23 protein-coding genes are annotated in these 18,673 nt (G+C 68.8%); 21 read left to right on the top strand and 2 right to left on the bottom strand.

Annotation, left to right across the window (positions count from 1 at the left end; all coding sequences use genetic code 11):
* Nucleotides 1-179: 179 nt before the first annotated feature.
* The 20 genes from ACFWP5_RS32425 (at nt 180) to ACFWP5_RS32330 (ending at nt 16,158) form a co-directional block, all read left to right on the top strand.
* Nucleotides 180-1,472, top strand: a complete 1,293-nt coding sequence (locus tag ACFWP5_RS32425; RefSeq protein ID WP_384164573.1) for a phage major capsid protein — start codon at nt 180-182, stop codon at nt 1,470-1,472.
* Nucleotides 1,472-1,696 carry a hypothetical protein gene (locus ACFWP5_RS32420; protein ID WP_384164570.1) on the top strand — a complete coding sequence of 75 codons (225 nt, stop codon included), beginning with the start codon at nt 1,472-1,474 and terminating at the stop codon, nt 1,694-1,696. The genes ACFWP5_RS32425 and ACFWP5_RS32420 overlap by 1 nt, the downstream gene beginning before the upstream one ends.
* Nucleotides 1,697-1,709: 13 nt before the next feature.
* Complete coding sequence (locus ACFWP5_RS32415) at nt 1,710-1,997, top strand: hypothetical protein (protein WP_384164567.1); 288 nt, start codon at nt 1,710-1,712, stop codon at nt 1,995-1,997.
* Nucleotides 1,998-2,000: 3 nt separating this feature from the next.
* Nucleotides 2,001-2,687, top strand: a complete 687-nt coding sequence (locus tag ACFWP5_RS32410; RefSeq protein ID WP_384164564.1) for a hypothetical protein — start codon at nt 2,001-2,003, stop codon at nt 2,685-2,687.
* A complete protein-coding gene (locus tag ACFWP5_RS32405; protein ID WP_384164561.1) occupies nt 2,687-3,157 on the top strand; it encodes an HK97 gp10 family phage protein in 471 nt (156 codons plus the stop codon). The genes ACFWP5_RS32410 and ACFWP5_RS32405 overlap by 1 nt, the downstream gene beginning before the upstream one ends.
* On the top strand, nt 3,157-3,606 hold the full coding sequence (locus ACFWP5_RS32400; protein WP_384164558.1) for a hypothetical protein: 450 nt from the start codon (nt 3,157-3,159) through the stop codon (nt 3,604-3,606). Before ACFWP5_RS32405 ends, ACFWP5_RS32400 begins: the two co-directional genes overlap by 1 nt.
* Nucleotides 3,603-3,887, top strand: a complete 285-nt coding sequence (locus ACFWP5_RS32395; RefSeq protein WP_384164555.1) for a hypothetical protein — start codon at nt 3,603-3,605, stop codon at nt 3,885-3,887. Before ACFWP5_RS32400 ends, ACFWP5_RS32395 begins: the two co-directional genes overlap by 4 nt.
* A 37-nt stretch (nt 3,888-3,924) precedes the next feature.
* Nucleotides 3,925-4,491, top strand: a complete 567-nt coding sequence (locus ACFWP5_RS32390; protein WP_384164552.1) for a phage tail protein — start codon at nt 3,925-3,927, stop codon at nt 4,489-4,491.
* A gap of 93 nt (nt 4,492-4,584) precedes the next feature.
* Entirely contained in the window at nt 4,585-5,097 is a 513-nt protein-coding gene (locus ACFWP5_RS32385; RefSeq protein WP_384164549.1) for a hypothetical protein, read from the top strand.
* Nucleotides 5,070-5,210 (top strand): hypothetical protein, encoded by a 141-nt coding sequence (locus ACFWP5_RS32380; protein ID WP_384164697.1) that lies wholly within the window; start codon nt 5,070-5,072, stop codon nt 5,208-5,210. Before ACFWP5_RS32385 ends, ACFWP5_RS32380 begins: the two co-directional genes overlap by 28 nt.
* 27 nt (nt 5,211-5,237) lie before the next feature.
* Nucleotides 5,238-8,714, top strand: coding sequence for a hypothetical protein (locus tag ACFWP5_RS32375; protein ID WP_384164546.1), 3,477 nt, complete (start codon nt 5,238-5,240; stop codon nt 8,712-8,714).
* Nucleotides 8,715-8,716: 2 nt separating this feature from the next.
* Nucleotides 8,717-9,565 carry a phage distal tail protein gene (locus ACFWP5_RS32370; RefSeq protein ID WP_384164543.1) on the top strand — a complete coding sequence of 283 codons (849 nt, stop codon included), beginning with the start codon at nt 8,717-8,719 and terminating at the stop codon, nt 9,563-9,565.
* Between the two features lie 17 nt (nt 9,566-9,582).
* Nucleotides 9,583-10,677 (top strand): hypothetical protein, encoded by a 1,095-nt coding sequence (locus ACFWP5_RS32365; protein ID WP_384164540.1) that lies wholly within the window; start codon nt 9,583-9,585, stop codon nt 10,675-10,677.
* Nucleotides 10,674-11,879: a hypothetical protein gene (locus ACFWP5_RS32360; RefSeq protein WP_384164537.1), complete on the top strand. Its 1,206-nt coding sequence runs from the start codon at nt 10,674-10,676 to the stop codon at nt 11,877-11,879. The genes ACFWP5_RS32365 and ACFWP5_RS32360 overlap by 4 nt, the downstream gene beginning before the upstream one ends.
* The gene (locus tag ACFWP5_RS32355) at nt 11,879-12,358 is read left to right on the top strand and encodes a hypothetical protein (RefSeq protein ID WP_384164534.1); all 480 of its coding nucleotides are present in this window, start codon (nt 11,879-11,881) and stop codon (nt 12,356-12,358) included. The genes ACFWP5_RS32360 and ACFWP5_RS32355 overlap by 1 nt, the downstream gene beginning before the upstream one ends.
* Before the next feature lie 13 nt (nt 12,359-12,371).
* Nucleotides 12,372-13,292, top strand: coding sequence for an N-acetylmuramoyl-L-alanine amidase (locus tag ACFWP5_RS32350; protein WP_384164531.1), 921 nt, complete (start codon nt 12,372-12,374; stop codon nt 13,290-13,292).
* A gap of 21 nt (nt 13,293-13,313) precedes the next feature.
* The gene (locus ACFWP5_RS32345) at nt 13,314-13,571 is read left to right on the top strand and encodes a hypothetical protein (RefSeq protein ID WP_384164528.1); all 258 of its coding nucleotides are present in this window, start codon (nt 13,314-13,316) and stop codon (nt 13,569-13,571) included.
* Entirely contained in the window at nt 13,571-14,011 is a 441-nt protein-coding gene (locus tag ACFWP5_RS32340; protein WP_384164525.1) for a hypothetical protein, read from the top strand. The genes ACFWP5_RS32345 and ACFWP5_RS32340 overlap by 1 nt, the downstream gene beginning before the upstream one ends.
* Entirely contained in the window at nt 14,008-14,367 is a 360-nt protein-coding gene (locus ACFWP5_RS32335; RefSeq protein ID WP_384164522.1) for a hypothetical protein, read from the top strand. Before ACFWP5_RS32340 ends, ACFWP5_RS32335 begins: the two co-directional genes overlap by 4 nt.
* Nucleotides 14,368-14,373: 6 nt before the next feature.
* Nucleotides 14,374-16,158, top strand: coding sequence for a hypothetical protein (locus tag ACFWP5_RS32330; protein ID WP_384164519.1), 1,785 nt, complete (start codon nt 14,374-14,376; stop codon nt 16,156-16,158).
* Here the strand turns inward: ACFWP5_RS32330 and ACFWP5_RS32325 are convergent.
* On the bottom strand, nt 16,155-16,910 hold the full coding sequence (locus ACFWP5_RS32325; protein WP_384164516.1) for a GntR family transcriptional regulator: 756 nt from the start codon (nt 16,908-16,910) through the stop codon (nt 16,155-16,157). The genes ACFWP5_RS32330 and ACFWP5_RS32325 overlap by 4 nt on opposite strands.
* 339 nt (nt 16,911-17,249) lie before the next feature.
* On the opposite strand from ACFWP5_RS32325, the gene ACFWP5_RS32320 reads away from it, so the two are divergent.
* Complete coding sequence (locus ACFWP5_RS32320; RefSeq protein WP_384164513.1) at nt 17,250-17,453, top strand: hypothetical protein; 204 nt, start codon at nt 17,250-17,252, stop codon at nt 17,451-17,453.
* Nucleotides 17,454-17,860: 407 nt separating this feature from the next.
* Here the strand turns inward: ACFWP5_RS32320 and ACFWP5_RS32315 are convergent, their stop codons facing one another.
* Nucleotides 17,861-18,094 carry a helix-turn-helix domain-containing protein gene (locus ACFWP5_RS32315; protein WP_384164510.1) on the bottom strand — a complete coding sequence of 78 codons (234 nt, stop codon included), beginning with the start codon at nt 18,092-18,094 and terminating at the stop codon, nt 17,861-17,863.
* Nucleotides 18,095-18,673: the final 579 nt, after the last annotated feature.

Genomic DNA, 18,673 nt, shown 5'->3' with positions numbered 1-18,673 from the left:
ATTGCAGCCCCCACCCACACGCACACCCGCAGTCGATCTACCCTCCCCACATCCGGGCCGCTCGCACCGGACGTATAAGCCGTGAGCATGCCGGGCGCGATCCACCGGCCGTGACAGACGGACGCAGACCCCCAGACATCTGGGCGGCTGCGAGCCGTCCACGGACCGAGAGGACCCTCGTGAGCAACTTCGCGAAGATCCGCCCCATCGGTCGCCGTCGTGACGGCCGACCGATCTACCCCATCAAGGGCGGCGCACCGACCCTGCTGGAGCAGCGCGACGAGATCGTGAAGCACCTCCAGGACCCGGACTACAAGGGCGACCCCGCCGAACTCCTCGCGCGCGCCGACAAGGTAGCCGCGGACATCGACGCAGCGAACCAGCGTGACGCCCGCCTCCGTGCCCTCCAGGCCGCGCAGCTCCCGGCCGGAGACCCGGCCCCGGACACCCGCGTGCAGCCGGGCATGCAGCCCGACGCCAACGGCAACGAGCACCCGCTCACGGTCGCCGAGGCGTTCATCCGCAGCGAGGCCCTGGCCACGTTCCGGGCGCGCGGCAAGCGCGGTCAGTTCTCGGTCGACGGCATGGACTTCCGTGCGGCCCCGGCCGGCACGGTCACCACAGGCACGCAGCCGCAGCAGAACACTCGGGTGCCGGGGATCATCCCGCAGAACCCGGATTTCCCGCTGCTCATCGCGGGCCTGCTCGATAGGCAGGTCAGCGACGGGACGACGCTGGAGTACATGCGGGACACGTCGGGCCCGCAGTCGACGTGGAACGCGGCGGCGGTCGTGGCCGAGGGTGGCGACAAGCCGAAGAGCGGGCCGTTTACGTTCGACCTGATCAGCACGAGCCTCAAGACGGTCGCGCACTGGGTGCCGATCACCCGTCAGGCCGCGGACGACAACTCCCAGCTGATGGGCTACATCAACGGGAGGCTCACGTACGGGCTTGAGTACAAGCTCGACCGCGAGATCCTCACCGGCAACGGCACCACGCAGATGCAGGGCATCCTCACGACGTCCGGCATCGGCGCCTACCAGCCCCCGTCCGGTAACACGGACTCGAAGCTGATCACCATCCGCAAGGCCAAAACCCAGGGTGAGCTGGCGCTCTACCCGCCGGACGCCCTGGTCCTCAACCCGATCGACTGGCAAGACATCGAGTTGGACACCGACGCAAACGGGCAATTCCGGGTGATCACTTCGGTGACCGACTCCGGCGCGCCCATGCGCATCTGGGGTCTGACCGTCGTCACCTCCGTGGCGATGACCGCGGGTACCGCGCTCCTCGGCGGCTACCGCATGGGCGCCACCCTGTGGGAGCGCCAGGGCGTCACCATCCTGATGACCGATTCGCACGCGGACTACTTCACCGCGAACACGCTGGTCATCCTCGCCGAGCGCCGCGCGAACGTGGCCGTCCACACCCCGGCCGCGTTCGTCAAGATCACGTTTGCGGCGCTGCCGTAATGGCCGGCGTCGTCAAGCAGGTCACGCTCGCCAAGGGCGGCACCAAGGTGACCAACCAGGAGACCGAGGTTCTGCAGGTCATCGGCACCTCGCTGCCGCTCATGGACGGGACGACTAAGCCCGTCATCGCCAACGCCGCGGTCCCGTTCGCTGACCTGACCGCAGCCGCGAACGCCTTCAACTCGCTGCTCACCGCTCTGCGGACGCGCGGCGTCATCTCCTAGGAGCTGATCATCCATGGCAGCACGTAAGACTGCGGACGCCGCAGACGAGCAGCCCAACGCGGCCGTCGTGTCCACCCGCGAGTACGCGGGCGGTGTGGGCTGGGACGTAGGCCAGGCCGCACCTGACGATGCCTACCGCGCCCTCGACTCGGCCGGGAGCGGCGAGCAGGTCGGCCCGGTCCTGCACACCCACCCCGGCGGATTCGCCCGGCAGATCGTCGCCAAGGGCGGGCTCATCACCGAGGGCGTCAAGCGCGAGCTGGAGGCCGGCGACAAGTCGGCCGAGGGCGAGCAGGGCTGACGCATGGCGTACTGCTCCGAGGTGCAGGCCCGTGACGCGGGAGTGACTGGCACGAGTGCCGAGGTCGCCGCGTGGATCGAGGCTGCCCGCGAGCAGATCACGCGCTACACGTGGCAGCTCTTCGAACCAACTGACCTGGTGGTGGTGGCGGACGTGGCGCCGGGGGGACTGGTCATCCTCCCGCGCCGCGTCCGGACTATCGCCTCGGTCATGCCTGTTCTGGCCGCAGGCGACGGGCCGTCTATCCCGTCGTCTGCGTACCGGGTGACGTCGTCTGACGTGCTCGGACAGATCGACGCCCTGCACCTGTCGTGGGGTGGCTACGACGACCTCGTGGTGGGTGCCGAGTCCTATGCCGGCGGGTGGCTCGGACTGTGGGAGCGGTGGGGTGCCCGGCAGGTGAAGGTGCTCGGCTCCTTCGGGTATGACGCTGCGCCGCTGCTGGTTGGGCAGGGCAACGCCTTGCTCGCGGCGGACATGCAGGCGAAGGCCCGGCCGTCCGATGCGGACGCCGCTGAGGACTCCTCGCTTCAGGTGGACGACGAGGGCAACAACGTCGCCATTGAGGACTCCGACGACGACGCGTCGTCGGACGTCGTCTCCCCGGCAGCGTCTACGGGTTCGACGCAGGTCGACGCCCTGTTGGCGGGCTACCTCAACCGTGGTGTCTCGCTGATCGGGGGCATCTGATGGTGCGGGTACGTCGCTCGTTCCGGCCGCAGATGCGGGCGCAGGCGGGGCAGTTGATCAACACGCGTGAGTACGAGCGCGGGCTGCGCCGGTTCTTCGGCGGCATGTCGGCCGAGGTGGCGCGTGCTGTGGACCGGACGCGCATCGACGTGCAGAACGAGGCACGCCGCCGGGCCCCGGTCGACACCGGTCGCCTGCGGTCCTCGATCGTGTCGCGCACGGAGGGCGGCGGGCGGTCGCTCGGCTACGTGGTCGGCACGAACGTCAACTACGCGGCGGCGATCGAGTACGGCGTTGCGGAACGCGACATCTTCCCCAGCGCGAAGAAAGCGTTGTTCTGGCCGGGCGCCGCTTACCCGGTGGCCAAGGTGCATCAGAAGGCACGTCCCGCGCGGCCGTTCCTACGCCCGGCTGTCGAGATGACCGAGATCTTCTGGCGGGCGCACGCCTCGCAGATCGGGCGGCGCTGATGGCCGCGACGACAGAGGGCGCCGTGAAGGCGTTCTGCGAAGGCCTCGGGTTCGGCGTGCCGTTCTTTCGCGAGGGGCCCCGCGAGGGACAGGCCCCGCCGTTCGGCGTGGTGCAGCAGGAGAACCTCGCCGTCAGCCCGTCCGGCAACGGCGACTACGGCGACCCGGACGCCGAAATCCAAGTGGTCGAGACGATCACCGTCGACCTCATTCAGCCCGCCCGCGAGAAGACCACGGTCCGAGTCGCGAAGAACGCCGAACGATACGGCCTCGCCGAGGTGTATGCCGCCGCCCTCAACGGCTGCACCTTGCCTGCATCTCCCTCCCCGGTGACGGCGGTGCGGGTGCAGGACATCGACCGCTTCCCCGTGGAGAAGAACCGCATCCGCGAGTCGATCACGGTCCTCGTGCACCGCACATTGCGCCGCTCGGAGGTGGTCCCCCAGTGAAGATCACCCACGTCCGCATGGACCGCGAGGACGCCGTGACCGCGCTCGGCCCGCACTGGCCACCACGCCCCGGCGCCATCGTCGGCCGCTGCCTCGCACTCGCCGACGTCGACCACGGAACGCTCAGCGTCCACGGCGACGACGGACAACCCGGCACCGCCTGGCTGGTGGTCGACGGGCTGATCGTCCCCCAGGACGCAGGGCCCCCTCCACAGCTGCCCAACTGCCGCATCGAGACCGTCCCCGAGCCCGCCCCCGCGACACCGCCGATCACCCCGTAACCCCGGGCCGGACCCCGGCACCAGGAAGGAACACGAGATGCCTCTCTCCCACGTTTCGAAGCTCTACTCGGTGCAGGACGCGAAGATCGCGGCCCTGACCGCCGACCCGGCCACCGGGTCCCCGACCTACGGCGCCCTCATCGACGTGCCCGGTATCCAGACGATGGAGATCTCGGGAGACATCGAGACGAAGACCCTGCGCGGCGACAACGTGAAGTTGGCGACGAACAGTTCTCTCACGAACATCCAGGTCAAGATCGACCACGCGAAGGTCTCGCTGGACGTTCTGATGGCGATCCTCGGCGGCACCGTCACCGACTCCGGAACCACCCCGGCGCAGAAGTCCGTGTGGGATCTCACGAGCACCACGGCCACCCTGCCGCCCTTCAAGTTGGAGGGCGTCACCCCGCCGAACGGCGTGGATGTCGTGGGCGGTGACCTGCACTGGACGCTGCACAAGCTGACGCTCAGCGCATTCCCCGATCTGGGCTTCGCACAGGAGGACTTCCGCGTCGTGTCCTTCACAGCGGACGCGGACCCGCTGCTGTCCAACGGCAAGTGGATCAGCGCCACGATCAACGAGACCGCCGCCGCGATCGCCTGATCTCCGGGCCGGGCGCGTTCTCGCTCAGCGCGCCCGCCCCGGTCACCTCCCCACCCGCAGGCCGAAACCCGGCACTCACAGAGGGACACCACCATGACCACAGGACTCGACCTCCTCGCAGAGGGCGGCACGATCACGCTCACCGATGGCAGCGAGGTGGGACTGCGCTACAGCTTCCGCGCCCTAGCCCTCCTCGAAGCGCGTTTCGGCTCGGTCGGCAACGTGCAGAACGCCATCGACTCGACCGGCCAAGGCGCCGCGTTCGGCCCGCTCGCGCAGATGATCGGCGCTGGCATGGTCGGCCCCGGAGGCTTCGAGCCCCACATCCGCGAGCACGTCGACGCCAAGGGCAACCGCACCGTCTCGGACATCGTGTACCGGCGCCGTACGGACGGCGCGAACCTCGACGACCTCCTCGACCCCGGACGCCTCGGCGACTACACCTCAGCGTTCAACGCGGCCCTCTCCCGCGCGCTGGAGTCACGGGGAAACGACGCAGCCCCGGCGGCCGTGGAGACCGTGACCCCGGGGCTTGGCCATGGGCCGAGTACTACTACCTCGCCGTTGGTGCCCTCCACATTCAGCCCGGCGCCTTCTGGGACATGACACCGGCGCAGCTCCTCACGCTCGCCGATCAGCACCAGGCCGCCCACCAGTCCGGCGGCGACCGATCCCAGCCCACCACAGGCCCCGGCCTGATGGAGATGGCCCTTATGTAGTGGCCCCGCCCCGAGGAGGTGTGACCCGTGGCTGACAACATCAACCTGCCGAACCTCGTCTCGCACCTCGCGGTCAACCTCGATGGCGTGTCCGGGGCGATCGCGGACGCCTCCCGGCAGGGCTCCTCGATGGGCGCCGCGCTGGGCCGTGGCGTCAACAACGAGTTGGACGCGCTGCTGCGGAACTTGCCGCAGGTCCACCTCGACGGCGATTCAACGGACCTCGACCGCGACTTGGTCCGCGTCCACCGTCAGCTGTCTGAACTCCAGTCGCAGCGCATCGGTATCGACATTGCGCTGCCGGACGCGCTCCGGCAGATCCAGACGTTGCAGACGCAGTTGCAGCGCCTCGGTGATGAGCACCCGAACGTCAACGTTCAGGCGTCCACTCGGCAGGCCTCACGGCAGCTGGACGAATTGCTCGCCGCTACCCGGCAGGTGGACGACACCGACGTCCACGTGAACGTCGATATCGACGAGGACCGGCCGAACCGGCTGCGTGGGCTCCTCGGCAGTCTCGGGAGTTCGGGCGCGTCGGCGGGTAAGACGATCGGGCTGGGGTTCGCGAAGGCGTCGGCGTCGATCGGCACGGCGGTCCCGCTGGTGGCGAACATCGTGGCGACGCTGGCCAATGTCGCGCCGGCGGCCGGGGTCGCGGTCACCGGTCTGATCGGGATTCAGCTGACCTCTGGTGCGGTCAAGTTGGCGGCGGTCGGCATGAGCGACGCACTGACGGCCGCGCTCGACCCGTCGAAGGCCAAGGACTTCGACAAGGCGCTGGAGAAGCTGGCGCCGAACGCGCGCGCGTTCGCGAAGGAAGTCCACTCCCTCGCCCCGCAGCTGCACGAGGTACAGCAGACGGTCCAGAACAAAGCCTTCTCCGGCCTGGACACGGTCCTCGACAAACTCGCTGCCAAGACGTTGCCGATCCTGCGTCGTGGCCTCGTCGCTTCGGCGGGGTCCGTAAACCTGATGGCGAAGGGCGTGGGCGGGGCAGCGCTGTCGCTGTCGGATTCCGGCACCCTCGGCAAGGCGATCGACGGCGCGACGAAGGGCATGCGGAACCTGGTCCGAGTTCCGGGGCAGGTTGTCACGGCGGTCGGTCAGGTCGGTGCTGCTGCCGCGCCCGCGTTCAACAAGCTGACGACCGGGGCGGCGTCGGTCGCCGACAAAGTCGCGGACCGGCTGTCGAAGGCGTTCTCGTCGGGCGGCATGGAGAAGGCCATCAACACGGCCGTCGATCTCCTCGGCCGTATCGGCGATGTCGCCGGGAACGTGTTCTCGATCGTCGGCTCGATCTTCACGGCGGCGCAGGCGAACGGCGGCGGGTTCATCGGGACCCTCCAGCAGATCACCGGTGCGCTCGCTACGGCGTTTGCGTCACCGGCGGTGCAGTCCGGGCTGTCGGCCCTGTTCTCCACCATGTCGGTGATCGCGACGACCGTTGCCCCGCTCCTCGGTCAGGCCCTCGGCGTCATCGCACCCGTCCTGACCAAGCTCGGCCCACCGATCCAAACCCTCGTCACCGCGCTGGGCAACGCGCTCTCCCCGATCATCGACGCCCTCGGCCCAGTCCTCGTCACCGCGGCCGGCGCGGTCGGCACGCTGGTGACTGCTGTCGCTCCGCTGCTGCCCGTGCTGGGTCAGTTGGTTGCGGCGGTGCTGCCCGCGCTGACTCCGCTGCTGGACGCCTTGAACACGGTGTTTATCGCGCTCGCCCCGGTGGTGACGCAGGTGGGCGGGATTCTCACCAACACCCTCGCGCCGATCCTCGCTCAACTGCCCGCGATCATCGCCCCGTTGGCGGCTGTGTTTGCGGACAACCTGGTCGTGTGGCTGGGCATCCTCGGTGATCTCCTTGTGCAACTCTCGCCGTCGTTCACGCAGTTGGGTGTCTCGTTCGCGCAGCTACTGATCGCAGCGACCCCGCTGATTACCGCGCTCGCGACGATCGCCACGGAGATCCTGTCCCACCTGGGCCCGGCCATCGCCCCACTGGTCCAGGGTGCAGCGCAGCTCGCGACGATGCTGACGCGGCTGGTGACCGCGGTCATCACCACCATCGTTATCCCCGCCTTCCAGACGCTGAGCAAGCTGTTGACGGGCGATGTGTCCGGGGCCTTCAAGTCGGCGCAGAAGCTGTTCAGCAACGTCATCAACGCGACGGTCACCCTGTTCGTGGCCCTCCCGGGGCGGGTCGTGGCGGCTATCGCTCCGCTGCCCGGCAGGCTTCAGTCAGCTGCCGTTTCGGCGGGTTCGCAGTTGGTGTCGGGGATCCGCAGCAAGTTGTCGGATGCGGTCAAGCTCCTGTCTGGTCTGCCGGGCCGGGCCAAATCTGCGCTCGGTGGTCTCGGGGGCACTCTCGTTGCGGCGGGTGCATCGCTGATCAGCGGGTTCATCTCCGGCATCAAATCGAAGATCGGCGCGGTTCAGTCCACGCTCAGCGGCCTGACCAGCAAGCTCACGGACTGGAAGGGTCCGAAGGCCAAGGATGCCAAGATCCTCACCCCGGCCGGACAGCTGCTGATCAAGGGCTTCATAGCGGGTATCGACGGCACCACCGCGCAGCTCAAGTCCAAGCTGGCCTCGATCACCAAGGCCCTGCCTGCGAACGTCAAGAGCGGCGTCGGGAAGACCCTGGCGAAGGCGACCGCCGAACTCCAGAAGGAAGTCACGCGCCGGGACAGCGTCCTCAAGCAACTCGCTTCCGCGCAGAAGAAGTTGGACGACCTGGTGGCCGCGCGGTCGAAGGCTGCCGGGGACATCACGTCGGGGATCCTCCAAGAGGCCAACATCACCACCGGGCACAGTGACGTCAACAGCGTCACGTCGATCACGGTCGGGTTGCAGCAGGCGCTGAAGGCGTCGCAGGCGTTCCAGGCCAACATCGCCGCCCTGAAGAAGGCCGGGCTGCGCTCGGACTTGTTGCAGGAGATCGCGGACGCCGGAGTTGAGGGCGGCTCGGCGACAGCCGCTGCGCTGGCGAAGGCGACCCCAGCGCAGCTCAAGCAGATCAATGACCTTCAGGCGCAGCTCGCCAAGAGTGCGACGGCGACCGGCAACACGGTGGGCGACGCCCTGTACGGGGCCGGGATCAAGGCGGCGGCTGGCCTCGTGGCCGGGCTGAAGTCCCAGGAGAAGGCGATCGAGAAAATCATGGAGCAGATCGCCGAGGGGATGCTCAACACCGTCAAGAAGAAGCACAAGACGCACTCGCCGTCCCGCGCCTTCTACGACATTGCCGTCATGGACGGCGAGGGCCTGCGCGGCGGATTCAAGGCCATGACCGCCAAGGTTCGGGACGCCGCCCGCTCGATGGCGGCCGGCGCCCTCGACATCACGGGCAACGCGTTCGCCGTGCCGTCCGGGGCGCAGCTCGCTGATGTTTCCGCTGCCGCTGGCGTGGGCGACCAGAACAACCACTTCCATCTGTACGGCTCGGACGCGTCGCCGGACGGCATCCTGCGGGCGCTGTCCTGGCAGGGCCTCGTAGGGAGGCGGTGACCGTGGCAGCATTCGGACAGATCCAGTGGGGGCCCCTAATGTTCGGCCCCGGCACGCAGTACGCGGTGACAACGGTCTCGGGGCTCGACGACCTGCCGGACATTCGTACCGAGGACGTCGAACGGCCGGGCCAGCACGGCGACTACACCGGCCCCGACTACACCGGGGCACGCACCATTCAGCTCGGCCTCGGCCTGCGCGGTGAAGACCCCGACGACCTGCGCGCCCTGAGCATCGCCCTGCGCAACGCGACCCAACCGCAAGACCAGCCCGCACCGTTGCAGTTCCTCGATCAGGGCGTCCTCGTCTACGGCAAGGTCCGCAAGAGGTCGATTCCGTACGACGCCGAATACCTGTGGCGGCTCGGCGACGCGGCCCTTGAGATCTACTGCGCCGACCCGTACCTGTACGGCCTCGACGAGCAGTCCGCATCGACGACCGCCTACAGCCCGGCGGCCGGCCGTACGTACCCGCTGACGCACCCCCGGACGTACGGCAGCGCGGGCACCTCGGGGCGGGTGACGGCCGTCAACTCGGGTGCTAGTCCCGCGTTTCCGGTGCTGCGCATCGACGGCCCGGTGGCGAACCCGGCGATCGAGCAGGTCGGCACGGGCGCCAATCTCACCTTGGACGCCTCGTTGCAGGTGGGCGAGTTCCTGATCATCGATACCCGCTCGCGGGCGGTGCTTCTCATGGGCACCAGTCCCCGCCGTTCATGGGTGCGCGGCGGCTCCTCGTGGCCGCTACTCCAACCGGGCTCCAACGAACTCGCCTACCGAGGCAGCGCGTTGCCGGGCGCCCCTGGCCAATCGTCCCTGCTCACCGTCACCTGGCGCGACACGAGCCTGTAGAGGAAGGAGATCCACCGATGACCGTGATCACTCCCCCCGCGTGGATGCAGGCCGGTAGCTACCCGGCGCGGAACGACCGGCTCGCCCTGACGGGCCTGCTCAGCTACCCGGGGTTCGCAGTCGACGAGTCCACCCCGATGCGGATCCGGCAGGGGGTGAAGCCCAGCTACACCAACTACCAGCTGAAGGTGCGCGCAGCCTCCACCCCGAACATGACCGTCATCGTCAGCGCGGGGTTCGCGTTCATCGACCAGCACGAGACCGGCGGCGCAGGCACATACATCTGCGCCAACGACGGCGACGTCACCCTGACCGTGCAACCTGCGGGAGGCGCTGGCCAGTTCCGGCGGGACACTGTCGTCGCCTCGGTCTACGACGCCGAACTCTCCGGGTCCGCCTCGGAGTGGCGACTGGAGATTGTCCAAGGCCCGTACGCGGCGAGTGCCGGCGCCACGGTGCGGGGCACGCTGCCCGCCAACGCGCAGATCCTCGCGGACATCTCGCTGTCCCCGTCGCAGACGAGCGTGGCCGCGGGCAACATCGGCGATGTCCGGCAGTTCAGCGTGGCTGCGGGCGGCGTGCTGCCCGTCGCCTCGTCGGGTGCTCCGCCTCGGCCGCACCCGGGGCAGGTGCTGTACTACACCGACACGGACGCGTTCTATGTCGGGCAGCTGGCGGGCACGGTGCGGCAGGTCCGGGAGCAGATCCGGCCGTCGACGTCCGACCAGGTCGGCATGCCCGCCTCGTTCGGCACGACCGGTGTTTTCGTGGACTTCACCTCCGCGCAGTGGCCTCCGGTCACGGTGACTGTCCCGCCGTCCGGGTCGGTGAAGGTGACGATCGGCTCGGCGGTCGCGAACACGAACACCACGACGTCGACCGCGTGGGCTGCGTGGCGCGCGTCGGGCGCCTCGACGATGGCCGGTTCGGAGAAGAACGCGGTCACGACGGTCAACGGGCGTACGTACGCGAGCCGTACGTACCAGCTCAACGGACTGTCCCCCGGTGCCGCGCTCACGATCACTCCTCAGTGGAACGTCTCCTCGGCGGGCACGGTCGGCACGGTCACCCGCATCTCGGACGGGCAGCTGATTGTCGAGCCGATCGCATGAGCGTCGACCTGATGGCGCTGTCGTCGCTGGTGACTGCGCCCGCCGCTCAGCCGCAGCACACGTACACGTACCTGTTCGTCGACCTGCGTACGGACACGCTGCTGGCCGAGCTGCCGCTCGCGTCGGTCACCTACTCGTTCGAGCTGAATGGGATCGGCAAACTCGGCGGCACGATCCCGTACAACAACGAGACGCTGCCCCTCGACCCGGAGACCGCGAGCACCCCGGCGCGGACTGCGGTGTACGTGGACCGTGACGGGGTCATCGTGTGGGGCGGCATCGTCTGGACGCGGACGGACGCCACGGGCGGGAAGCAGATCCAGGCCGCCGAGTTCTTGTCGTACTACCAGCACCGGTACGTGAAGAAGACGCTGTCCACGGATACATCGCTGCTGATCAACCCTGCGTACGTGGACGCGGGCGGGCAGCGCCTGTATGCCGACCAACGCTTCGTGGTGTGGTCACTGTTGCGGTACGCCACCGATCAGCCGGGCGGCAACATCGGCTTGGACACCAGCGCGCTCGCTGCGGCGGCAGACGGCATCACCCGCGATGTGACGTACTTCGGGTACGAGCGGCCGGAGATCTACAAGGCGATCTCTGATCTCGCGGCGGCCGATGACGGGTTTGATTTCGCGATCGAGGTCGGGTGGACGCCGATCGCGAACAACAACCCGCCGACCAGGTACCGCCGTGCTCGGTCCTGGTATCCGCGGCGTGGCCGTACGGCTGATGACTCCGGGCTGGTGTTCTCGAAGGGCGGCGGCGCCGGGTCGATCCTCTCCTACGACTGGCCGGAGGACGGCACGTCGATGGTCACGGAAATGTCGGGGCTCGGCGCTGGTACGGGCGAGGCGAAGATCGTTAAAACGGCCGTGGATCAGGACCTGATTGATTCGGGGTGGCCGCTCCTCGAAGGGGTGGCGTCGTACGACGGCGTCACCGACGAGGACCAGGTGCAGGGTCTGACGAACGCCGACCTCGACGCCGCGAGCGGCTCGCAAGTGCAGCCCACCTTCGAGGTGTCCGCGGACACCGACCCCGCCTTCGGCAGCTACAGCGTGGGCGACGAGGCCCTGTTCGTCATCGACCCCGAGGCGCAATCCCCGTCCGGGCGTGAGGGTGTGCTGCGCATCGTGTCCATCGAGAACACGTCGGTGAACGGTCCCGAGCGCATCAAACTCACCTGCGTGGGGGTCTGATGCCCAAGGTCCAGAAGACCAGCAACTTCCTCCAGCGGCTGGCCGAGGTAGAGGAGCGACTCGCCTCTCTCCAGCGGACGGGCTGGGAACGCGACGAGCTGCCGTTCTACCCCACCTCGCTGCACGGCCTGGTGTACGAGGACGCCACGTCGTTCGTGACCCTGTGGGAGACGGTCCTGTCCCCGCGTACGGCCACGCTCTCCCTTGGCCTCGTGCTCCTCGGTGACGTCGTCTCCGCCACGAACACGGGCGGCAACTGGCAAGTCCTCCTCAACACGGATGTTGCCGCGTCCGGCACGGTTCCGGCGACGTTCAGCTACGTCTTCCCGGCCCTCACCCTCGACCTCACCCCGTATCTCGCGCTCACCCAGCTGAAGGTCTCGGTCCAGGTGCAGCGCACGGCGGGCGCCACGACCGGCGGCAAGTACGGCGGCGGCGGTGCGATCGGCTGCTCACCCCGATACGCCCAACTCCTCTGAAAGGGACCACCCCATGGCCACACCCCTGACCGCGACCGCGACGCTGACCGTGCTGAAGGCCGAGGGCCTCACCGTCCACGAGCACGCCGGCTGGTCGACGCACAACCGCGAGGCGGCGACCGGCAAGACCTTCGGCCCCGTGATCGGCGTACTCATCCACCACACTGCCGGGCACGGCGACAAGGAGATCTGCTACAACGGCCGCTCCGACCTGCCCGGCCCGCTCTGCCACTCCTGGCTCGGCAAGACCGAGGGCCTGTGGATGATCGGCCACGGCCGCACCAACCACGCCGGATCCGTCGATCTCGACGTCCTCAACGCGCTGCGCGCCGAGAAGTCGCCGCTGCCCGTGGACAACCAGGCCAACGCGGACGGCAACGACGTGCTGTACGGGCTGGAGATAGAGAACCTCGGCAACGGCAAGGACCCGTACCCGGAGGCGCAGTACCACCAGGCGGTGCTGTGGGCGGCGGCCCTGTGCCGGGCGCACGGGTGGACGGAGAAGTCCGTCGCCGGGCACAAGGAAGTCCAGCCCGGCAAGATCGACCCCAGCTTCGACATGGACGACTTCCGCGCCGACGTGAAGAAGCAGCTCGCCACCAAGCCCGGTGGCGGCACGGGCACGCCGACGCCCGCCAAGCCGCGCGTGGACCTGTCGCAGCTCATCACCGCGGCCAAGACCGACCCGAGCGCGAAGCAGGGCCACGTCACCTACATGGCCGGCACGAACCTCGCCGAAGCCGCGCTCGTGAGGCTCGGCTACCTCGCCAAGACGTATGCGGGGGACGGCTCGTTCGGCTCGACCACGGTCAAGGCCTACGCCGCGTGGCAGCGCCACCTCGGCTACACCGGCACGGACGCCAACGGCATCCCCGGCACCACATCCCTCAGCCAGCTCGGTAAGAACACCGGGCTGTTCACCGTCGTCGCCTGACCTCTGGAAGGACTCGGCATCATGACCCTCTACGACTGGCTCGCCTCCCTGTGGCGCACCCTCGTGCCCTACTTCGTGGGGTTCGCCGCCGTGCAGTTGGCCCGGCTCGGCATCACCATGAACGACGCCACGCTGACGGCCGCACTCACGGCCGGGTTCGGCACCGTCTACTACGCCCTGTTCCGGCTGTTGGAGCAGAGAGCAGGGAAGGCGTGGGGCTGGTTCCTCGGGCTGGCCCGGCCGCCGCAGTACCCGAAGCAGACTGCCGGCGGCGTCTGATGTGCGCGGCGGCCCGGCGGCTCAAGGCGCGGCTGGGCCGCCGCGGCATCTTCCTGTTGATCCTCGGCGTGGGTAAGACGTGCTGGGGCCTCAGCTTCCTCTTCGACCCCCCGAGCCCTCACGGCCTTGAACTCCTCACGCACTGGTGCTCGCTGCGTCATTGGGCGTGGCTGTGGATCTTGTGTGGTCTCGTCACTACGGGCTCGGCTTTCCTGCGGGTCGGTCGTGACGGGCTGGGGTTCCTGGCCGCGCTTCCTCCCCCCACCGTGTGGGCGGTCGCCTATGCGTCTGCCGTCCTCAACGGCGACTACTCGCGCGGCGCGTACGTCGCTGTCTGGTACCTCACCTCGCACGTCGGGGTCATCTTGTGGGCGGCAACGGTGCCCGAATACTCGGTCCCCCACCTGCCGAGACCCGCCCGGAAAGGCAAGGCGCCGTGAGTCTGTGGGCTGGGATTGTCGCCGCGTTCGGCACGGTCGGCATGGTGCTCGCTGGTCTGTTCGCGGCACGGGCTACGACGCGGGCGGCGGCGGCTACGGCCGAGGCGACGCAGGCGGCCGCTCAGGTACAGGCGGCACCCGCGCTGCGGTCGGCGGATCTGGCCGTGTTGCAGGCAACCGTGACCCGCGTGGACGAGGAGAACGGGCAGTTGCGTGGGCGCATGTCCCGCTTGGAGTCGATCCTCCGGGCGTTCTCGTGGACGACGGACCGGTGGGCCGCGCAGATGCACCGGGCCGGGATCGACCCTGATCCTGCGCACCCGTTGGTGGACGAGTACAACCGAACTGGAGTGTGACCCACCATGCCGTTCCCCGATGGGGTGCAGACCGTCACCCTGACCGGACACCAGACGCTGGCCGATGGCAACGGCCGCCCGCTGCCCGTGAAGATCCGGCCCGTACCTGACCGCGTCGTCGGTGCGGAGTGGGGCGTCGTCGTCGAACGTGACCCCGTCGTCGTCCAGCCCGACGCCGCTGGTCAGTGGAGTAAGGCGCTCGTCGCGACCGACGCCGCAGGGTTCGACCCGACGGGCTGGACGTACCGCGTCGAGACGGGCGGCGGCGAGGCCCTGTACGTGTCGCTGCCGCACTCGCTTGGCACGGTCGACCTGTCCGAGCTGATCGACGCGGGCTCGGACGACGGCGAGTACGTCCTTGTGCCCGGCCCGCCCGGACCTCAGGGACCGGCCGGCCCGAAGGGCGACAAGGGCGACCCGGGCGACGGCGGCGCAGGGCTGGTCACCTCGGTCAACGGGGAGCAGGGCGTTGTCGTGCTGGACGCGGCCGATGTGGGGGCCGATGCTGCTGGCGCAGCCACTGCCGCTCAGGTCGCAGCGATCAGCGCCGCGGCATCGGACGCCACGGGGAAGGTGGCCGCGCATGTCGCTGCCACCGATCCGCACGGCGACCGTGCTGCCGCAACGTCCGCACTGTCCGGGCACGTTGCCGCCACGGACCCGCATGGGGATCGCGCCGCCGCATCCACCGCGCTCGCCACGCATGCCGGGCAGACGACCACCGTGCACGGCATCGCGGACACGGCCGTGCTTGAGACCGTGACCGGCGCGCAGTCGAAGGCGACCGCCGCGCAGTCCGCTGCAACCACCGCGGCGGCGGCCGACGCCACGGCGAAGGTCTCGGCGCACACGGCGGCGAGCGACCCACACGGAGACCGCGCCGCAGCCACCACAGCGCTCACCACGCACACCGGCGCCGCGGACCCGCACGGCGATAGGGCCGCCGCAACGGCCGCGCTGACCACCCACACGGGGGCCGCTGATCCACACGGAGACAGGGCGTACGCGGACAGCAGCAAGCTCGCGAAGGCCTCGAACCTCAGCGACCTCCCGAACCCGGGAACCGCACGCACGAGCCTCGGGCTCGGTGGCGCGGCCACGCTCAGCGTGGGCACGGGATCGGGCACGGTGGCCGCGGGCAACGACGGCCGGTTTACGGACGCGAGGACGCCCACCGCGCACGCGGCGAGCCACGCATCAGGCGGCTCCGACCCGGTCACCCCCGCGGCGATCGGCGCCCTGAGCCTCGCCTCGTACGGCAACCAGTGGGTTCCCTCGGACCACGGGCTGACTGCGTGGGCGTTCGACCCGGCAGCCTCATCGACCTCGGGTACACCGTTGTCCGCTGGGTTCATCTACCTCGTCGAGCTGGTGCTCAGGCAGGCTGCCACCATCAGCAAGATTCACGCGGTGCTCGGCGCCGCAGGATCGGGGCTGACCGCAGCCCAGTGCCTCGCCGGGTACTACGACACCGCAGGCAACCGAGTCGGCATCACCGCGGACCAATCGACCGTGTGGACTAGCGCGGGCTACAAGGCGATGAACCTGCTCTCCTCGTACTCGGCGCCGGCCGGGAAGTTGTACGCGGCGTTCTTGTTCGCGGGGACGACGAGCCCGACGTTCGCGTGCGGGTCGACTCTCGGGGCGGCGTTCACCCCGGGCAACGCCAACTTGGCCGCGTCCGGGTACCGGTTCTGCCGGAGCGCGTCGGGGCAGACGGCGTTGCCTACGTCGATCACGCTGTCCGGGTACACGCCCGACGCTAACAACGTGTGGGCCGCCGCGAGTTAGACCTGCGGAGCCTGCCCGTACACGGCCACCCACCGGTCGCCACGCATCACAATGTCCGCCGTCTCGACCGGGCGCCCGGTGGCCTGGTCGTAGAACGTGCGCTCAACGGCGAGGACCGGGCCGGGCGGGTTCATGCCGAGGGCCTGCGCCTCCTGCCTGCTCGCCTGCCGGGCACGCACCCGCTCGACCGGATCGCCTACCTCGATTGAGATGACCCGCATCCGCGCGGCCACGCCGATACCTGCGTACGGGCCGAGCTCCGGGAGCGCGATCAGAGACTGCCCGGTGAGGGCGAGAGGCTCCCACGACTCGGCGAGCTGCACCGGCCGGTCGTCTGCGAGGTAGACGTACGAAGTGTGCATGACGCCGTCGCCCGTGGTGATGCCCAGCCGTGCGGCCACCGTCTCACTCGCCTGCTCAGTCGTCGATTCGGGACGCCACGTTCCCACCGCGCCCTGCTGGGCCGCGCCTTCCGCGAAGGGCGAGTCCTCGTTGTGCCTCCGATGCTGGCGGACCAGAAGGCTGGGTGTGTCCTGTCCTCGGACGTAGTGGCCGGCGCCGTGGCGTGAGACGACGAGGCCTTCGTCGACGAGGAGTTTGTAGGCGGCGCTCGCAACGCTGTTGCTGCCGCCGTACTCCTTGATGAGTTCGGCCACGGATGGAAGGCGGTCGCCTGCGACCAGTTCGCCGCCCTCGATGCGGGCGCGCAGCTCTTCGGCTACCCGCAGGTACAGCGGCGTCTCGGTGCTCACTACCGTGCGCCTCCTTCCATGTGACTTACGTGACAGAGTAGTGCCGCTCGGTCTAGTCTCGTACGAGAGTTACTCTCTCGCACGAGAGCGGGGAACGGGTATGCCCATAAGTCTGAGAGCTGCGGCTTTACGGACCGCGTTAGAGCGCGCACTCGCCGGACCGGTGCACCTGCTCCGCACTGGCGACGGCATACGCCTGCACGCCAGCGCCCCGCCCCCCAACGAGGTTGAGCGCTGGAAACAGACGTTCGACGCCCTACGCACGGCCGATCGATGGGGCGGCTCGTACACGCCGCAGGGCCCCGAGGTCTGGGCCGACATCAAAGACGAGGTGAGCACGTGACGCACGCCGAAGCAACGGACGCCGAGCAGGAACCGACGACCGGGTACGGCTGGTGCAGTTGGCACGACGGGATGAGCCGAACGATTCGCCTCATCCAGGTCCAGGAGCAGGGGTCTGGACCCGGTGGCAGCCTGTTCGCGTGCGCCCCCTGCCGGGAGACACACCACCTCGTCCCCCTCGCTGATCTCCCGGACGAGTAAGTGCATCCGGACTTCGCGGACCCCATTGCGATGCTCCCCATGCCGTGCGCTGCCGACCTGCCGAGCGAGCGGATCGACGGCGACCGGTGCGTCTGGTGTGGCGGCAAGGCGGCGGCCGAGTTGGGGCCGCGGATCAGCGTTGTCGACCGGGCCCTGCTGCGATGGCACCCGCGGGCCTGCGCCCAGTGCATACGGCAAGAGGCGGCGAAGGTGTTCGACAGCCATATACGCACCTGTGCGTACTGCACGCCGACCTCTTACTGCATGGACGCGCGCGCCTTGTATCGACTGGCACTGACTTCCGCCTCCAGCCGGAGCAGGTCGGAGACGGGATGACGCGGTCGGCCCGGCCCCTGCGGGCTGGCCGCCGACCCGCCGCAGCGCCCACCCCCGAGGCCTGCGGCGGGTCACTTCACCAACTCCGAGAGCGGGATACCCATGGCGTCCGCGAGGAGTAGAAGGTCTTCGAGGGTTGGGATTCGGATCGCGTACTCCCAGCGGTGGATGGTCCGGTGGTCGCGGCCGATGAGGTTGCCGAGCTGGAGTTGGGTGAGGCCGGCGTGTTCGCGGGCGGTACGGATGCGTGCCCCGATCTCCCTGCGGCGGGGGAGTACCCAGTCGGGCATCGGGTCAAGGGGCACCCGCCCAACGGTCTAGTGATCATGACTTGTTGTCTTTGCCCAGCCAGGCAAATTTAATGATCTTGGGGGAGGGGAACCCCATGTACACCGCTTGCGGCCCTAGACCCCGGCAGGCGCGCGGTAACGAAGCGGCCGGACGGCGTACGTGTCTCCGCCCTATCCGGTCGTTAGACGCTACGACTCAGTCAAAGCGTCCCGCCCCGGCACCCATCGGTGCCGGGGCGGTCTACCTTGGGCATCAGAAAGCCCCCACCGACTACAGCGGTGGGGGCCTTCTGCCTGTGTGGGTCACTCTCCCCAGCGGCATCACACAGGTACGCGAGAGGCGTGTCTCAGGCGCGCGCGGGGAGACGTACCTGCCCCTCTCGTGCCGACACTCTACGTGTCTGTTGAACTTAGTCCAGTCCCCCGTATGGGTGAGTGACAAGCATGATCACGTGGGCGTGTGGACTTTTAGTGGACTCTGATCATGAGAGAGGCCCCCCGTTCGAATGGAACGAGGGGCCCGTACCCACTCTGACCTGCTGTGCAAGCGGTGCCCTCGGCAGGATTCGAACCTGCGACACCGGCTTTAGGAGA

The sequence above is a fragment of the Streptomyces sp. NPDC058469 genome (genome assembly GCF_042721125.1).
GTDB lineage: Bacteria > Actinomycetota > Actinomycetes > Streptomycetales > Streptomycetaceae > Streptomyces.
This window is presented reverse-complemented; position numbering and strand designations above follow the sequence as displayed.